Source organism: Brevundimonas sp. (assembly GCF_041688735.1).
Taxonomy (GTDB): domain Bacteria; phylum Pseudomonadota; class Alphaproteobacteria; order Caulobacterales; family Caulobacteraceae; genus Brevundimonas.
Genome location: NZ_JBDNHO010000001.1, coordinates 18154 through 34171 on the forward strand (window position 1 = coordinate 18154; position 16018 = coordinate 34171).

General features: G+C 66.4%; 15 protein-coding genes. 6 read left to right on the plus strand and 9 right to left on the minus strand.

Features of this window, described 5'->3' with window-relative positions; translation table 11 throughout:
- The first annotated feature begins 22 nt into the window (after positions 1 to 22).
- Together ACESMO_RS00105 and ACESMO_RS00110 are read left to right on the plus strand one after the other, a co-directional pair.
- Positions 23 to 835, plus strand: a complete 813-nt coding sequence (locus ACESMO_RS00105) for a tryptophan 2,3-dioxygenase (RefSeq protein ID WP_372706143.1) — start codon at positions 23 to 25, stop codon at positions 833 to 835.
- 73 nt (positions 836 to 908) lie between these two features.
- Entirely contained in the window at positions 909 to 1394 is a 486-nt protein-coding gene (locus tag ACESMO_RS00110) for a PA2169 family four-helix-bundle protein (RefSeq protein ID WP_372706144.1), read from the plus strand.
- 198 nt (positions 1395 to 1592) lie between these two features.
- Here ACESMO_RS00110 and ACESMO_RS00115 read toward each other — a convergent pair whose 3' ends face one another.
- The 6 genes from ACESMO_RS00115 to ACESMO_RS00140 form a co-directional block, all read right to left on the minus strand.
- Positions 1593 to 2099, minus strand: a complete 507-nt coding sequence (locus ACESMO_RS00115; protein ID WP_372706145.1) for a DUF6445 family protein — start codon at positions 2097 to 2099, stop codon at positions 1593 to 1595.
- Between the two features lie 78 nt (positions 2100 to 2177).
- Positions 2178 to 5651: an autotransporter domain-containing protein gene (locus ACESMO_RS00120; RefSeq protein ID WP_372706146.1), complete on the minus strand. Its 3474-nt coding sequence runs from the start codon at positions 5649 to 5651 to the stop codon at positions 2178 to 2180.
- Between the two features lie 121 nt (positions 5652 to 5772).
- Positions 5773 to 6198 carry a 50S ribosomal protein L19 gene (gene rplS / locus ACESMO_RS00125; protein ID WP_372706147.1) on the minus strand — a complete coding sequence of 142 codons (426 nt, stop codon included), beginning with the start codon at positions 6196 to 6198 and terminating at the stop codon, positions 5773 to 5775.
- Position 6199: 1 nt separating this feature from the next.
- Entirely contained in the window at positions 6200 to 6952 is a 753-nt protein-coding gene (gene trmD, locus ACESMO_RS00130) for a tRNA (guanosine(37)-N1)-methyltransferase TrmD (protein WP_372706148.1), read from the minus strand.
- Positions 6953 to 6993: 41 nt separating this feature from the next.
- On the minus strand, positions 6994 to 8844 hold the full coding sequence (locus ACESMO_RS00135; protein WP_372706149.1) for a DUF885 family protein: 1851 nt from the start codon (positions 8842 to 8844) through the stop codon (positions 6994 to 6996).
- Positions 8845 to 8984: 140 nt separating this feature from the next.
- Positions 8985 to 9425, minus strand: a complete 441-nt coding sequence (locus ACESMO_RS00140) for a VOC family protein (protein ID WP_372706150.1) — start codon at positions 9423 to 9425, stop codon at positions 8985 to 8987.
- A 162-nt stretch (positions 9426 to 9587) separates the two neighbouring features.
- On the opposite strand from ACESMO_RS00140, the gene ACESMO_RS00145 reads away from it, so the two are divergent.
- From ACESMO_RS00145 to ACESMO_RS00155, 3 genes are read left to right on the plus strand one after another with little or no spacing between them, the layout of a single operon-like run.
- Positions 9588 to 10229, plus strand: a complete 642-nt coding sequence (locus ACESMO_RS00145) for an exopolysaccharide biosynthesis protein (protein ID WP_372706151.1) — start codon at positions 9588 to 9590, stop codon at positions 10227 to 10229.
- A 44-nt stretch (positions 10230 to 10273) separates the two neighbouring features.
- Positions 10274 to 10807, plus strand: a complete 534-nt coding sequence (locus ACESMO_RS00150; RefSeq protein ID WP_372706152.1) for a disulfide bond formation protein B — start codon at positions 10274 to 10276, stop codon at positions 10805 to 10807.
- On the plus strand, positions 10785 to 11384 hold the full coding sequence (locus tag ACESMO_RS00155; protein ID WP_372706153.1) for a demethoxyubiquinone hydroxylase family protein: 600 nt from the start codon (positions 10785 to 10787) through the stop codon (positions 11382 to 11384). The genes ACESMO_RS00150 and ACESMO_RS00155 overlap by 23 nt, the downstream gene beginning before the upstream one ends.
- Here the strand turns inward: ACESMO_RS00155 and ACESMO_RS00160 are convergent.
- From ACESMO_RS00160 to dapF, 3 genes are read right to left on the minus strand one after another with little or no spacing between them, the layout of a single operon-like run.
- The gene (locus ACESMO_RS00160; RefSeq protein ID WP_372706154.1) at positions 11381 to 12367 is read right to left on the minus strand and encodes an esterase-like activity of phytase family protein; all 987 of its coding nucleotides are present in this window, start codon (positions 12365 to 12367) and stop codon (positions 11381 to 11383) included. The two genes, ACESMO_RS00155 and ACESMO_RS00160, sit on opposite strands and share 4 nt — an antisense overlap.
- Positions 12364 to 14235 carry a cobaltochelatase subunit CobT gene (gene cobT, locus ACESMO_RS00165; RefSeq protein WP_372706155.1) on the minus strand — a complete coding sequence of 624 codons (1872 nt, stop codon included), beginning with the start codon at positions 14233 to 14235 and terminating at the stop codon, positions 12364 to 12366. Before cobT ends, ACESMO_RS00160 begins: the two co-directional genes overlap by 4 nt.
- A 31-nt stretch (positions 14236 to 14266) precedes the next feature.
- Complete coding sequence (dapF, locus tag ACESMO_RS00170; RefSeq protein WP_372706156.1) at positions 14267 to 15097, minus strand: diaminopimelate epimerase; 831 nt, start codon at positions 15095 to 15097, stop codon at positions 14267 to 14269.
- 60 nt (positions 15098 to 15157) lie between these two features.
- Between dapF and ACESMO_RS00175 the strand changes: the two genes are divergently transcribed.
- Positions 15158 to 15970, plus strand: a complete 813-nt coding sequence (locus tag ACESMO_RS00175; protein ID WP_372706157.1) for a potassium channel family protein — start codon at positions 15158 to 15160, stop codon at positions 15968 to 15970.
- The last annotated feature ends 48 nt before the right edge of the window (positions 15971 to 16018 follow it).

The following is a 16018-nucleotide window of genomic DNA, read 5'->3' on the forward strand; positions in this document are numbered from 1 at the left end:
CATCGCGCGCGATAGGTCACACATGACCGACGCGCCCGGGGCCCAACCTTCAGACATCACCTATGCCGGCTATCTGGCGCTGGACGACCTGCTGGCCGCGCAGCATCCGCTGTCGAACGAGCATGACGAGATGCTGTTCGTCATTATTCACCAGACCAAGGAGCTGTGGCTCAAACAGATCCTGCACGAGGTGGCGCAGGCCCAGGGGCTGGTCCGCGCCGGCGATCTGGTCCCCGCCTACAAGAGCCTGGCCCGCGTCAGCCGCATCCAGGCGGTGATGACCATGAGCTGGGACATCCTGGCCACGATGACCCCGGCCGACTACCTGCGTTTCCGGGGCGTACTGGGATCGAGTTCCGGCTTCCAGAGCGACCAGTTCCGCCGCTTCGAGGCCATGCTGGGCCTGAAAGACGCGCGGTTCCTGAAGTTCCACCTGGAACGACCCGAGGCGCATGCGGCGCTGCAAGCCGCCATCGACGCGCCCAGCCTGTACGACGACGCCCTGTCGCAGCTGGCCGTCGCCGGCCTGCCGGTGCCGCCCGACGTGCTGAACCGCGACGTCAGTCGGCCCTATGAGCCTTCGCAGGCGATTGAGGACGTCTGGCTGGAGGTCTATCGCGACACCACGCGTTGGTGGCCCTTCTACCAGCTGGCGGAAAAACTTGTCGATCTGGACGACGCCCTTCTGACCTGGCGGCACAAGCATGTGGTGACCGTAGAGCGGATCATCGGACGCCGTCGCGGCACCGGCGGAACCGAAGGCGTGGCCTATCTGACCGAGACGCTGCAACGCCGCTGCTTCCCCGAGCTATGGTCTCTGCGGACGAAACTGTAGCGGCCAAGCTGAAACCTTTTCGGGTCCGCCCGCGCTTTCCTGTCTCCTCCATGAAACAGTGAAAGATCGACCCATGAGCAACCCCGGGCACCACGACATCAAGGTTCTGAACAGCCTGATCGAAACCACGCTGGACAGCGCCGACGGCTATCGCGAGGCCGCCAAGGAAACCGACGACGCCAACTACAAGACCCTGTTCGAGGCCCGCAGCTTCGAGCGTCAGCAGGTCGCTTCCGATCTCCAGGGCAGCGTCCGTAGCCTGGGCGGTGATCCTGAGGACGACGGCACCATCCTGGCCAAGGCCCACCGCGCCTTTATGGACGTCAAACACGCCCTGCTGCGCGACGAGCAAGCCGTGGTGAGTTCGGTCGAGACCGGCGAGGATTTCATCAAGGGCAAGTTCGAGACCGCACTGGAAGACTCCGCCGTCTCGGCCACCACCCGCGAGGCCATCCGCCGCGCCTATTCCACGGTGAAGGACGGCCACGACCAGATGCGCGCCCTGAAGCACAGTCTGGAAGGCCAGAAGGACGCGGACGGCCGCCTGCATCCGAACTGATCATGTACGGTCTCCCTATTCGTGACCGGGAGGGAGACCGGTGCCTGTGGAGGCGAGTTTCAGGCGCTCACCGCGTATCGGTCTGGGCCTAGGCGGCGGCGAAGAACTTGAATAGACTAGTCGGCCCGAGACGGCGGTGTCGCCGAAGCCAGCGGCGCTGTGGTGGAACATCCACGGCGAGAACAGGATCAGCCTGTTTTATCGCATCGGAGCGGTGAACGTCTTTTGCAATGCCGACGGTCTGTGCGTGTACTTGTTGACAACGTTTTCGATCAGCAGGTTGAGGTCACTGTAGCCCGCTCGGAAGACACCCTCCGGGGTCGTGGGTGGCTTGTCCAGGTTGGTGCGGCGGTGCCGGTAGAAGTCCGTCCCGCCGCGCGCATGCTCTGGACGGCTGAGGTAGAGAATCCCGGAATAGAACGCGGGATCAACGTGCACACCCCTACGCCCGCGATCAACGCGCAGGGTGATCCGGCAGTGCCCATGCAGGGTTCCACGCGCCGCAAAGACAGGCGTCCCTATTGCGCGGGACACGAAGTCGTCGAGGGCCTTGATCGCTATGGGTCGATCCGATGTGATCCCCGGGTAGTTCTCCCGCGCGGACGACCGGTTATAGCCCAGCCCCGGCGCGCTCTCCCGAAGCTCGTCGGGATTGGCCAGGAAGTCGTCGATCATCGTGAATGCAGCAAGCGCCATGTCGGCCATAGTACAGGGTCCGCTGGCGGAGCGAAGGGTATCTCAACGACGGGGCCGACTCGACGACAGGACCAACCGGGACCCCCGTCAGAACTTCCAGCTCACGGCCGCGCGATAGGTCCGAAAGTCGATGTCGTCTCGCCCGACGGTCGTCTGTACGGACAGGTCCAGCTTGGCCGTCTCGCTCGCGAATTCGATGCCGGCGCTTACTTCGCCCCACGCACTTTCCCGGTCTGAGGCCAGGATCGGTACGCTGCCGCCGGTTCCGTTGGCGAAACCGACCAGGAAACCCGGCTCGCTGTCCAGAAACTCGTGCGCCAGCGCCGCCGAGATGTGTGGGTTAATGGTGACGTCGTCGTTCTTGTACGGGGCGTCCAGCTTGAGACCGATGCGCGCCTGCAGACTGGTGTAATTCCCGGTTTCGACCGTCAGCGCCGCGGCACCCCCGGTTTCCCGGACGCCCTTGAAGTCTATCGAGCTGGAACGGATCGATCCGCGCGGAGTCACCCGGAAATCGCCTTGGTCCAAAATCTTGCTGACGCCCATCTCTGTACCGAAGGACAGAACCGATTCGTCGCTGCGCTGGGTGAATGAACTTGCCCCGACGACCACAAGACGCTCGGTCGCATAGTCATGCGTTCCGAAATTGAACGCGGCGTCCAGGACCACGCCGTTCGCGAGACGGTGCGTGCCGTAGGCCGTTCCCGAAACCAGTTCCCCGTCGGACGTCTGGAGCGGATCGGGATCGCCCTCGGTCGAGGCGTATGCCAGAGCCAAGCCGAGCTTGGAGCGTTGGTCGGAATGCAATTCAACACCGCCCGTCACAAACCAGCCGGTGACGGCATCCCGGCCTTCCTCACTGAACAGTGGGCTTGAACGGCCGTCGATATAGCCGGCCTGGAGAAAAGCGCTCACGTCTTGAGGCAGGATGCGGCGCACGGAGCTGTCCGCAGTCTGGGCGTGTCCCAGCAAGCTTGCCGTGTCCACCGCGGCGCCGAATGCCAGCGCGGCCGGATTGCCGGCGAGCGTCAGGGTTCCCCCGGCATCCTCGCTCGACAACAGGGCCAGCCTGCTTGTGGTGAAATTCGCCAGTGCCTCGGTCATGATCACGGCCTGGCCTCGCTTGACGGCCTCGGTACGGGGAGCCATCGCCTGGAGCGACGAGCGGATGGCGGGGGCGCTGGCGATGTCGAGCTCGTTATAGAGCCGCGACAGCGCGTTGAAGCTGGTCAGACGATTCCGATCGAGCAGTCCGGCGAAAAGCACTTGGCTGTGGGAGGTGGGATTGATGACTGTGTTGAACGATCGCGCCCCAATCGCCAAGTTTACGGCCTCACTGGTGTAGCTCACCGTCCCGAACAGGATGGGCGACAGGTCCGTGACCTCGTTGTTGAATCTCGATACGAGCCCGCCCGCAGCCGAAAGCACGGTGAAGGTCGAGCCAAAGGTTGATATGGCACCGACGGGATTCAGGATCAGGGAGCCGCCCAGGGTGGCGATCCCGGCCTGGCCGCCGCCGGCGCTGACATTCAGACGATCGGCCTGGACGGTACCCACATCGACGACAAATCGGCTACCGCTCGACAGGACCAGATTGCCCTCGACGGTCAGGGTTCCAACCCCGCCTAGGGCCCCAGGGGCAATCGTGCCGAGCACGTTCGTTACGAAGGGTGCCGCCAACCGCCCGTTCCCGGACAGCAGACCGCTCAGCAGCAGAAAGTCGCCTCCAGAGTTCAGCTGACCGTCGATCGAGAGGGTCCCGGTAAGCTGACTGACGTCGATCAGGCTGGTCAGGGACGCCCCTGAACCGATCTGCAACCGGGTGTTGGCTCCCGAAATGCGGAACCGGTCCACGGTGACGGTGGAGTTCAGCGTCGTCGTGCCTGCGGCGTTCAAAGTCACGTCGAAATATCGCCCGAGCGCTCCGGAGCCTCGTACAGGGTCCTGATTGTTCGGGCTGAAACCGGTCGCGCCGGGCAAGCCGTTCGCCAGGGTCGCGGCGGGCAGCGTTGCGACGCCCACTTCCGACTCGGCCACGGCGACAACGCTCTCCGAGGTGTTCGAAACCACGGCATCGTCATAGTCTAGATCGTCGGTTTCGACGACATCGTCCGTTCCGATCGGGCGGCGGTCCACGCGCCGGGCCCGGGTAGTCGTGTTCAGGCAATCGCTGTTGCCGCCAGACTGGAAGCAGATTTCGCCGAACTGCCCCGTCGTGCCGTTGTTCCGCTCGCCCAAAACGGTCGGGACGCCGTTCAATATCTGGCCGTTCGGCCCGATTATCTGATAGTTGGGATCAAGGGTCGTGACCCAGTTCGACGCATCGGTCCACAGCCGATCTCCGGCGACGTTTGTGACATAGCGATAGGGATTGTTTTCTGCGATCCAGTCCCAATAGAGATAGATCGGTTGATAGAAGCTGACCGTGCCATAACCGTTAGCTGGCTGCCCGTTGAAGAAACGCGTAAATCCGCCGGACAGCACGCCGATCGCGAGATTCAGGTTCTGCGCGTTCTGCAGGATCAGCGGACTGCCGGAGTCGCCGGGCGCCGTGGCGCCCTCGCGGGTCCCGCGGGAATTGTCCCTGAAGGCGTTGAAATCGAACGGGCTGACGCCGGCCTGGCCCCGCAGCGGATCATCGAAATCGATGAAGTAGAGGTTCTGCGTGGGGCTGGTCGAACTGCCGAACAGGAAAGTCTCGAACGTCCTCAGGTCGGTCAGGGCGCCCAGCACATTGTCGGCGATCCGGCGACGGAAGTCGGAGCTGCTGACCGAGCCAGTGGCGGCGCTGCCATGCGATCCGTAGCCGGCGATGCCGACGTTGTAGCCCGTCCCGGCGGTCGTGATCGTGGTCGGGGCCAGCGGCGAGAAGAGCAGGGCCCAGGTCGGAACATTGCCCGCAGGCGTATCCAGGGTGGCGGTCGCGACATCGCCTATCAGGAAGCTGCGCGCCTCAGGTCGCATCGACAACTCATTGTACCGCACCTGATTGACGTTGAAGAGGCTGAGGCCGGGGTTCGACTGACGGAACAGCGGATTGGCTTGACCGCCGACAGTCGGGTTGAACCACCGCTGCACCGCCGGCAGATTGTTGTTCTGGAACCCGAACGAAATCGCGGTGCCGCCGCTGCCCGAGCCGTACGCGGTCGCGGCGCGTGTGTTCACGCAATGGGCGGCGAACAGAACCGTCCGCGGATTGATCAGCGAGCCCGTGCACAAGCCGATGGACCCGCCTCCATTGTCCACGACCATTTGCCCGATACCGGTGACATTGTTAGGATCACGCGAGGTTGTGGAGTTTCCCGGGTTCGCAATGACGATCTGGCGCTCAAGCTCCGGGTTGAACGGTATCGGCGTCGATACCCCGGCCGATCCCGATCCAACTGTGGACTGCGCCGCCGCGACGTTTGGTGCCGCGATCGCGCAGACCGCCGCCGAACAAAGCAGTGCATGGCGTAAGTTGAGTTTTACAGACATCTGACCCCCGGATACATCCTTGGAGAGAGACTTAAACAGCACGACGCAGTCCGCAACCCAAAATTTTAACCGGTGGCGGAGCAACGGGCTGGCGCTACCGACTTTGTCGTTTCGTGTGGCCTGCGGAGCGCACAACCTGACCGCCAACAAAAAGGCCCCGGCGTCACCACCGGGGCCTTCGTCATTCCGGCTGGGGTAGAACTGCCTATGCTTCGGCGTCGGGGGTCTCGGCCGTGCCGGTGACCGGAACGACGGCGCCCTTGGCGGGGCGGACGGTCTGCTTCTCGGCGATCCGGGCCGACTTGCCGCGGCGATCGCGCAGGTAATAGAGCTTGGCGCGCCGGACGACGCCGCGGCGCTTGACCTCGATGGCGTCGATGTTCGGGGACATCAGCGGGAAGACGCGCTCGACGCCTTCGCCGAAGCTGATCTTGCGCACGGTGAAATTCTCGTTGATCCCGCCGCCGGCGCGGGCGATGCAGACGCCCTCGAAAGCCTGGATGCGTTCGCGCTCGCCTTCCTTGATCTTCACCATGACCCGCAGCGTGTCGCCGGGCTGGAAGTCGGGGATGGGGCGGACGGCGGTCAGGCGGGCTTTTTCTTCGGCCGCGATGGTCTGAAGGATATTCATTCTATTCTCCTCGGGCTTTTGCGCCCTTTTGCTGTGATTTGGCGGGGTCAAGTCCCGCATTTCTCTTGTCCAGATGCGCCGTCCAGAGGTCTGGCCGCCGTTCCCGGGTCGTCACGTGCCGCTGCTCTTCGCGCCATTGTGCGACCTTCTTGTGGTCGCCCGACAGAAGCACCTCGGGTATATCCAGCCCCTCGAACGTCCGCGGTCGCGTGTACTGCGGATGTTCCAGAAGACCGTCCTCGAAGCTTTCCGAGCTCAGGCTCATCGCCTGGCCCAGCACCCCGGGGATCAATCGTACGCACGCCTCTATCACCACCATCGCCGCCGCCTCGCCACCGGCGAGAACCGCGTCTCCGACAGAGACCTCCTCGAACCCGCGCGCGTCCAGCACGCGCTGATCCACCCCCTCGAACCGCCCGCAGAGAACGGTGATCCCGTCCGTCTTGGCCCATTCCCTGACGCGCGCCTGGGTCAGGGGCCGACCCCGGGCACTCATGTACAAGACCGGCCGTTGAGGTCCGGATACGCTATCCAGCGCCCTCGCCACCACGTCCGCTTTGAGCACGGCTCCCGGGCCGCCACCCGCAGGGGTGTCGTCCAGGAAGCCGCGCTTATCTTCGGAAAAGTCCCGAATGTCCAGCGTTTGCAGGTCCCACAGCCCCTTCTCGCGCCACGCCGTGCCGATGAGCGACACGCCGAGCGGTCCTGGAAAGGCCTCCGGGAACATGGTCAGGACGGTCGCGGTGAAGGGCATGGCGGCGGCCTTTACCCTTCAAAGCGTCCCAAGGCGAGAGTTCAGGCCGCCGGAGCGCCGCCGCCCGCCGCGATCCAAGTGTCAACCTGCTCTTCCAGGAGGTCCAGCGGCAAGGCCCCGGAACCCAGGACCACGGCGTGGAAGGCCCGGATGTCGAACCGGTCGCCCAGCGCGGCCTGGGCCCGCGCCCTCAGTTCCATGATCCTCAGCTCGCCGATCTTGTAGCTGGTCGCCTGGCCGGGGTTGGTGATGTAGCGCTCGACTTCCTTGACGATGTCGCGCTCGCTCAGGAGCGAGTTCTGGCGGAAATATTCGATCGCCCGTTCGCGGCTCCAGCGCCTGGAATGCAGGCCGGTGTCGGTCACCAGTCGGACGGCGCGCCACAGCTCGGTCGAGAGGCGGCCGAAGTCGGAATAGGGGTCCTGATAGAAGCCCATCTCCTTGCCCAGCCGCTCTGCGTAGAGACCCCAGCCTTCGATATAGGCCCCGTAGCCGCCGAATTTCCGGAAGCTGGGCAGGCTCTCCATTTCCTGGGCGTAGGCGATCTGGAAGTGATGGCCCGGCGCGCCCTCATGGTAGCTGATGCCCTCGATCTGGGGTTTCAGCACCTGGGTCATGTCGGACAGGTTGACGTAGTAGATGCCGGGTCGCGACCCGTCGGGGGCGGGCCGGTTGTAGAAGGCGATGGAGGCTGTGGCCTCTCGCCACGGCTCGACCGCCCGCACCTCCAGCGCGGATTTCGGCAGGTCGCTGAACCATGTCGGCGCGGCGGCCATGATCTGGGCGACGAAGGCGCGCGCATCAGACAGATACTGTTCCTTGCCCTCCGGTGTGTTCGGATACTGGAAGCGCGGATCCGTCTTCAGGAAGGCGAACATGTCCTGCAGCGAGCCGGTGAAGCCGACCTGGGTCATGATCGTCTGCATCTCGCCCTGCAGGCGGGCGACCTCGGCGAGGCCGATGTCGTGGATCTGGTCAGCGGTCAGGTCGGTCGTGGTCAAGAGGTTCAGGCGGGCATCGTAATAGGCCTGGCCCTCGGGCAGCCGCCATACGCCACCGTCGCGGTCGGGCATGGCCGCAGCCAGCGCCTGGACCTCGGACAGCGTGGCCAGCACGCCCTCATAGCCGCGTTTCCACTCTCCGGTCAGGGCCGCGCGGCCCTCGCCCAGAAGCCGGACTTTCGTCGCCTGGTCGGCGTCCAGCGCCACGACCTTCTTCTGGAAGTCGGCCCACACCGGATTGTCGGCCCCGCCGTCGAACGGCGCGCCGGTGACGATATTGCGGGTATTGGCGATCGACGGCTCGAACACGAAATTCGGCGAGATGACGCCCGTGGCCGCGCGGTCGCGCAGTTCGGCCGCGATCTCGCCCATCACCCTCTCGGACTCGCGCAGGCGCGAGACATAGGCCTCGGCGTCCGTCACGCTGGTGACCCGGTGATTGTTGATCAGGAAAGCCGGCAGGCCCGTGGTCGGATTGCCATTGGCCGCGAACTGATAGCCCCAGTCCCGCCAGCGGTTGCTCACCCGCGCCTGTTCCACGCCGTATTCGAACAGCCGCCAGGACAGCCGGCTCTCGGCGCTCAGCGTCTGCGGGTTGAACTGGTCGTTCAGCCGCGCCACCTGGCTCTCGGCCAGGGCGAGCGCCCGCTCCGCCGCAGCGTCTGTGCCGTCGTCCAGCTTGTCGTAGTCGGTCTTCAGGCCAAGCGCGGTCATCTGCTGGGGCGACAGGGCGATGCGCTGCTGGAAGGCCTCCTCGAAGAAGGCCGCCAGTCGAGCGTCCTCGCTGGTCGGCGACGCGACGGCGGGGGTGGGCGCAGGCGTCTGGGCCAGGACGGGAGCCCCCGTCAGGACCGCGACCGCAGCCGCGGTGGAAACGAGCAGACGACGCATGAGACCCTCCCGAAATACGACGGGCGGACCATTCCCCGTCACGCGCCTGAGCGCAAGTTACAGCAGCGACGGGTAGGTTTCGGACGGGGAGGCGCAGCCCGCCACGGCCAGCAGGGCGAGCAGGGAAAGCGTTCTCAAGATCACCAGCTCCCGACGTTGGGCATGGAAGTCCACGGTTCGGCGGGAGCCAGCGGTTCCCCCTCCTGCAGCAGTTCGATGGAGATGCCGTCGGGCGAGCGGACGAAGGCCATTCGGCCGTCGCGGGGCGGGCGATTGATCGTGACTCCGCCGTCCATCAGCGTCTGGCAGGCCGCGTATACGTCGTCGACCTTAAAGGCCAGATGACCGAAATTGCGGCCGCCGGAATAGGTCCCAGGATCCCAGTTGAACGTCAGCTCGACCTCGGGCGACCGGTCGGCGGCGGAGCGATCGAGGTCGCTCGCTGCGGCCAGAAAGACGAGCGTGTAACGCCCGGCCTTGTTCTCCATTCGCCGGACTTCGCGCAGCCCCAGCAGATCGCGCCAGAAGACCAACGAGACTTCGAGGTCCGTTACGCGGACCATGGTGTGCAGATAGCGCATGGGGTCTCCGATCTTTGGGAGAGGCGGAACCACGGTCTTTACACCAAGGCGCCGAAAAAATCGCGATTCACGACGGGTTTCGGCGGTTCGCGGTGCGCGAAAGCCCTCGCCATCGTTCCGGCTTTTGGTTACCGGTCGGGCCTCCCGGCCCAGATGGACCTCATGACCGCCTACGAAAACCAGCACGTCGATGATCATCGGCAAGGGTTCATCTCTCTCGTCGAAAGTCTCGCCGCTGCATCAGGGCCCGAGGGGCTGACCCTGCGGGAAATCCGCGACCGGCTGGATGAGCGGGCCTATGGCCTGATGATCCTCATCCTCGCGATTCCCTGTCTTGTACCTGCCCTTTACGGCGTGCCGCAGATCGTCGGAATTCCCATCCTCCTGCTCGCGGGCCAGATGCTGATGGGCCGCGAGGAGCCGTGGTTGCCGACGGCAGCTCTCGACCGCCGCGTGTCGAAGGCATGGCTGGATCGAATGGCCGATTTTGCGAGCAAGCGGATGCGGTGGTTCGAGCACCTGTCCCGTCCACGGCTGGCGAGTTTCACCACCGGCTGGGCCGAGCGCGCGGCCGCCGCCTTCATGATTCTTGCCACCCTCACCATCGTCTTGCCCATGACCAACACAGTGCCATCCGTCGCCCTGTCGCTGCTTTCGGTCGGACTGATCCAGCGCGATGGATTGTTCGTCGCCGCGGGTGCCGCTGTCGCCACCGTCTGGGCGACGACGCTGGCGGTCGTCGGCGTCGGCTTCTTTGTCGGCGCGGGCTGGGCGGCCGGCCTGCTGTCCCGGTTCGCCGGCTGAGGCGCATCGACGGCACGTTCCGGCCCCGCTATGAACGTCCTCGGATGAGAGAGCTTTACCGACTCCTGACGCGGTGGTGGACCGCCTTCGCCCTGCTGGCCTCGCTGGCGATGCTGGGCGCGGCGCATGCGTTCGAGCGCTTCGCCGGTCTGGCCCCCTGCAACCTCTGCCTCAAGCAGCGCGAGGTCTATTGGGGTGCCGTGGCCGTGGCCCTGACCGCAACCCTCTGGCATCTGGTCAGCCGCGGCAGCCGCGGCACGCCCCGCATCGCCGCCTTCCTGCTGGCCGTCATCTTCACCACGGGCGCGATCACCGCCGCCTTCCACATGGGCGGCGAGAACGGTTGGTGGGTGCTGCCGGCGACCTGCGCCGGCGGGGGGGAGGTCAGTCTGGAAAGCCTGACCGCTCTGGCGCTGGGCACCGCGCCCCCGCCGCCGCCCGCCCTGTGCGACGCGGTGGCATGGCGCTTCCTCGGCCTGTCCATGGCAGGATGGAATGTCCTGACCTCGGCCGCGCTGGCCGTGTTCAGCTTGCTCGCCGCCAAGAGGCCCAAGGATGCCCGCGCCCCCAAACTCTGATCGGACGCCCGGCGAGAGTCGACGCATTCCGCTGACCCGCCCCGGCCTGGGGGCCAGCAAGCGTCGCCGTGCCGAGCTTCTGCGCGTCGATCACGCGGGCGAGTACGCTGCGGTGCACATCTACCGCGCCCAGTGCGCCGTCTTCGAGGGCCGCGCGGGGCGAGAGGCCATCTCGGCAGATCTGAGCGAGATGCAGGGCCACGAGGCCGTGCATCTGAAGCGGTTCGAGACCCTGCTGACCGAAGAGCGGATCGCCCCGACCCTGATGCTGCCGGTGTGGCGGCTGGCGTCTCTGGCGCTGGGGACCGGAACGGCCTTGATGGGCGAAAAGGCGGCCCACGCCTGTACCGAGGCGGTAGAGAGCGTGATCGAGAAGCATTACGCCGACCAGATCGCCGAACTGGCGGAGCGGGACCCGGCGCTGGCGGCGGAGCTGACGGTCTTCCGCGACGAGGAGCTGGCCCACCACGACCACGCGATCGCGCAGGGCAGCCGCGAGGCTCCGGCCTATCGCCTGCTCAGCGCCGTGATCAAGGCCGGCTGCCGCGCGGCGATCAAGGTGTCGGAGCGGGTCTAGTCTTCCGCACCCGCGCGACCTGGGACGTCGAAGATGAGCAGCAGGGTCCGCTGCCTGGCGCTGAAATTGTCGTCTGACAGGATGTAGAGGCGCGTGCCGTTGCGCGTGGTTTCCGCCGCGACGCCTTCGAAATTCTCAACCGTCGACGGCAGGCTCAGCGCGATCAGGGCGGGGCCCAACCGGCCCTCCGCGTCCATTCTCAGAACCCGGGCCCGTGCGTCCAGTGGCGGGCGGTAGGCTCGCTGAACGACGAACCACCCTTCGCCCCCGGGATCGCGATCCAGACCGGTGGTGCGATATGCGCCGGGGGGCGGTGGAATGTCCGGCGGCGCGACCACGACGCGACAGGCGCGCCGGTCGCAATCCCAGACCCCGCCGTCCTCGCCCGCCACGCGCCAATCACCCTGCCCCGACGCCAGTCCCTCCATGCCTGCGTTCGAGGCGAACGGGTGATCGGGCGAGGGGAGCGGAGTCGGGGCGTCCGGGTCGTCCAGGGGGCCGTAGGTCCAGATGCGGTGGTCGCGCTCAAAGCTGACCAGAAGTTCCCGGTCGGCGATCAGGGCAAGGCCTTCGGCGTCGCCTTCGAACGTGTCTGTGATCGGGCCGCCGTCCCGACTGGTCAGACGCCGGAGGCCCAGACGTTCGACGTACATTGGTGTCCCGGTCGCGGCGTCGAACGCGACCCTGAACCGGACCAGATCGCCCGCATCCGTGACCGCATGCAACCATCCGCCCGAGACCTTGAGGTCGGACAGGCCGTGCAGCGGCGAGTCGCCGCCGGCGACCAGTTCCAGCCCGCCGATGAAGCGGACGCCCTCGGCGAGGCGAACCCCGCCGGGAAGGCCCAGCCCGACGGGCCTCGATGAGGCCGGCGACGGGGTCCATCCGTCGGAAGGGAAGGCGTCGTGCAAGGGAATCGACAGCGGCACCGTGGCGCAAGCCGCCAGCGTCCAGGCCGCTGACAGCGCAGCCGCCCGTTTCACGCGGCCCTGCGACGTCGGGTCGGAGCGGCCTTGGGCCGGCTTTCAAACAGTTCGGCCAGCTTCTCGGTCATGGCTCCGCCCAGCTGTTCGACATCGACCAGGGTGACGGCGCGGCTATACCAGCGGGTCACGTCGTGGCCGATGCCGATGGCGATCAGTTCAACCGGCGAGTGCGTCTCGATCCGCTCGATCGCCTGCCGCAGGTGTTTGTCCAGATAGAGGGCCGCATTGGCCGATTGGGTGGAATCGTCGACCGGCGACCCGTCCGAGATGACCATCAGGATCTGACGCGCCTCGGAGCGGGCCAGCAGACGGTCGTGCGCCCAGGTCAGGGCCTCGCCGTCGATGTTCTCTTTCAGCAGGCCCTCGCGCATCATCAGGCCGAGATTCTTCTTCGCCCGCCGCCATGGCGCGTCGGCGGCCTTGTAGATGATGTGGCGCAGGTCATTCAGGCGGCCTGGCATCGGTGGTTTGCCAGCGCTGATCCAGGCCTCGCGCGACTGGCCGCCCTTCCAGGCGCGGGTAGTGAAGCCGAGAATCTCGACCTTGACCCCGCAACGCTCCAGCGTGCGGGCCAGGATGTCGGCGCAGACGGCGGCGACCATGATCGGGCGGCCGCGCATCGAGCCCGAGTTGTCGAGCAACAGCGTCACGACCGTGTCGCGGAAGGGACTTTCGCTTTCAGCCTTGAAGGTCAGGGGCGAGGTCGGGTCGGTGATGATCCGGGTCAGGCGGGCAGTGTCCAGCACTCCTTCCTCGAGATCGAAATGCCAGCTGCGGTTCTGCTGCGCCATCAGACGGCGCTGCAGCTTGTTGGCCAGACGTGACACGACGGATGACAGGGCTGTCAGCTGCTGGTCCAGCAGGGCGCGCAGCCGTTCCAGCTCCGCCGGGTCACACAGGTCGGCCGCGTCTATGGTCTCGTCATGGGCGGTGGTGAAGACGCGATAGGCGTCGATGGCGCGGCCGTCGTCGCCGGTCTGCTGGCGATTGGGCAGGGCCCCCTCATTCAGCTCAGGACCGTCGTCGGAGGTTTCGCCGTCAGGATCGCCGGGCGCGCCTTCGGGGCGACTTTCGCGCTCCTGTTCGGCGGTCTGGTCGTCGGCGGAGCCGTCCATCGACTGGCCTTCGCCGCCGCCGGCGTCGTCTTCCTCGTCTTGATCGTCAGCGGCGTCCGGGTCCTGCGGATCGGGCTCCTCGCTGCCGTCTTCGTCGGAGGCGTCCTCGCCGCGGCCGTCGCCGGGATCGAGATCGAGGGCGCGAAGCACGTCCTTGAGCCGGGCGGCGAAGGCGGTCTGGTCATCGGCGGCCTCGGCCAAGGCGTCGATGCGGGCACCGGCCCTCGCCTCCAGGTCGGCGCGGACGAGATTGAGCAGGGCCCCGGCGCCGTCCGGCGCAGGCAGGCCGGTCAGCCGCTCGCGGACCAGCAGGGCCACGGTCTCGGCCACGGGCGCGCGGTCGGCCTCGGTGACCCGCAGCGCGCCCGTCTTCTCCAGTCGGTTCAGCAGGGCGGCGGTCATGTTCGCCCGGACACCGGCAAGGGCGCGCGAGCCGACGGCCTCGACGCGAGCCTGTTCGACGGCCTCGAACACCTCGGCGGCGCGGGTGTCGATCGGGCGCAGGCGCGCGTGCAGGCCTTCGTCGTGATTGGCCAGACGCAGGGCCAGACGGTCGGCCTGACCGCGCAGGGTGGCGGTCTCGGGCGCGCCCGGGTCGCGCGGCGGATGCGGCAGGGTCAGGACGCCGTTGGACAGCTTCGGTCCGTCCGAGCCGAACACCACCTCCAGCTCCGACTGTTCCGCCAGGGCGCGGGCAGCGTGGGCAAGCGCGCGCTTGAAGATATCGGCGGGGGTGTCGGCGGCGACCATGCGGTTCGTTAGCGCGTCCGGTGGGAAGCGACTAGAGCGTCAGCGTCCCCGTGCGCTCGATCTCTATCGGGCCGGTCATGAAGACGTGGCCGGAGGCTTCGTCCCAGTCGATGTCCAGTTCGCCGCCGTCCACGTCGACGCGGGCCGAGCGGCCGGTCAAGCCCCTGCGCGCCGTCGCCACCAGCGCCGCGCAGGCGCCGGTGCCGCACGCCCTGGTCAGGCCTGCGCCCCGTTCCCACACCCTCAGGCGGATGTGGTCCGGCGACAGGACATTGGCGAAGCCGACGTTGACGCCTTTTGGGAACATCGGGTGGTTCTCGACCAGCGAGCCGGCCCCACGCACGAAGCCGTCGTCCTGACGGTCGGTGAAAAAGACCACATGCGGATTGCCCATCGAGACGGCGCCGGGCGTGTGCAGCAGCGGGGCGTCGATGGGGCCGACCTGAAGCTCGATGCCGCGGGTGTCCATCTCTTCGGCGAGGGGAACCTGATCCCAGTCGGTCCGCGGCGCGCCCATGTCGACCTTCACCCGGCGATCTCCGGCGCGGATCGCGACCGTCGGGCCGCCGAGCGTGTCGATGGTCACGCGATCCACGCCTTTGGCTTCCATCAGCAGCCAGCCGACGCACCTCAGGGCGTTGCCGCAGGTCTCCACGGAGCCGCCGTCAGCGTTCCAGACGCGCATGAACGCGTCGGCGGTCGCGGACGGCTCAATGGCAATCAGCTGGTCGAAGCCTTCGCCGGTCTCGCGGTTGGCCAGAGCGCGCGCCTGATCGGCGGTCGGCGCGAACGGCACCTCAAGCGCGTTGACGACGACAAAGTCGTTGCCGGCACCGTTCATCTTGACGAAAGGGCGTGTCATAGACGTCGTATATAGAGGTTGCCGGTTCCTCGCGCGAGCGAGCCGCGTTATCGATGGACCATGAGTCGAGCCGGCCCCGCCCCCGAACCTGCCGAAGAGAAGACCGAGGGCCTGCGCCTTCGCGCCCGGCTGCGAGCGCTCTATCACGGCTCATCTCCGGTAGCGGTGCGGTTCCGGCTGGCGGTCTTGACCATCGACCTTGCCATCATCGCCTTTTTCATCGCCGCGCCGCTGCTGCGCGGCGAGGGGCTGATCTTCTACATTATCGACTATGTCATCGCAGCCCTTCTGGCCGCCGACCTGGCCGCGCGGGCGTCGGCCTATTCCAACATCCGCGACTGGCTGAAGCGGCCGATCGTCTGGATGGACCTGTTCATCCTGGCCACGCTGCTCTTCCCCTTCTTCTTCAACCTGGGCTTCCTGCGGGTGCTGCGGCTCTGGACCCTGATCCATTCGGACTTCTTCTGGCGCACGATCGGGCGGCGCTACGACGACACCCGGGTTGAGGACACCACCAAGGCCCTCGTGTCCCTGATCACCTTCGTCTTCGTCGCAACGGGCTTCGTCTACACCAGCTTCATGGGCCGCCATGAGGGTATCACCGGCTATATCGACGCCCTGTATTTTACCGTTACCAGCCTGACCACGACGGGCTACGGCGACATTATCCTGCCGGGAGACTGGGGCCGGATCGTCTCCATCCTCATCATGCTCGGCGGGGTGACCCTGTTCGTGCGGTTGGGCCAGACCCTGCTGCGGCCGCACAAGGTGCGCTTTCCTTGCGATCAATGCGGCCTGCAGGTGCACGATCCGGACGCGGTGCACTGCAAGGCCTGCGGCAACCTTCTGTGCATTCCCGACGAGGGGCGCTGATCTGGCGCGGATGACAAAGCCGTAACCTTGTCTGACTTCGCCTTGCCG

Coding starts and splice junctions, on each gene's coding strand:
- ACESMO_RS00110 (WP_372706144.1), top strand. CDS start 909: ATGAGCAACCCCGGGCACCACGACATCAAGGTTCTGAACAGCCTGATC.
- ACESMO_RS00140 (WP_372706150.1), bottom strand. CDS start 9,425: ATGCGCTATCTGCACACCATGGTCCGCGTAACGGACCTCGAAGTCTCG.
- ACESMO_RS00155 (WP_372706153.1), top strand. CDS start 10,785: ATGCCCGCGCCCCCAAACTCTGATCGGACGCCCGGCGAGAGTCGACGC.
- dapF (WP_372706156.1), bottom strand. CDS start 15,097: ATGACACGCCCTTTCGTCAAGATGAACGGTGCCGGCAACGACTTTGTC.
- ACESMO_RS00115 (WP_372706145.1), bottom strand. CDS start 2,099: ATGGCCGACATGGCGCTTGCTGCATTCACGATGATCGACGACTTCCTG.
- ACESMO_RS00150 (WP_372706152.1), top strand. CDS start 10,274: ATGAGAGAGCTTTACCGACTCCTGACGCGGTGGTGGACCGCCTTCGCC.
- ACESMO_RS00175 (WP_372706157.1), top strand. CDS start 15,158: ATGAGTCGAGCCGGCCCCGCCCCCGAACCTGCCGAAGAGAAGACCGAG.
- ACESMO_RS00105 (WP_372706143.1), top strand. CDS start 23: ATGACCGACGCGCCCGGGGCCCAACCTTCAGACATCACCTATGCCGGC.
- rplS (WP_372706147.1), bottom strand. CDS start 6,198: ATGAATATCCTTCAGACCATCGCGGCCGAAGAAAAAGCCCGCCTGACC.
- cobT (WP_372706155.1), bottom strand. CDS start 14,235: ATGGTCGCCGCCGACACCCCCGCCGATATCTTCAAGCGCGCGCTTGCC.
- ACESMO_RS00135 (WP_372706149.1), bottom strand. CDS start 8,844: ATGCGTCGTCTGCTCGTTTCCACCGCGGCTGCGGTCGCGGTCCTGACG.
- ACESMO_RS00145 (WP_372706151.1), top strand. CDS start 9,588: ATGACCGCCTACGAAAACCAGCACGTCGATGATCATCGGCAAGGGTTC.
- trmD (WP_372706148.1), bottom strand. CDS start 6,952: ATGCCCTTCACCGCGACCGTCCTGACCATGTTCCCGGAGGCCTTTCCA.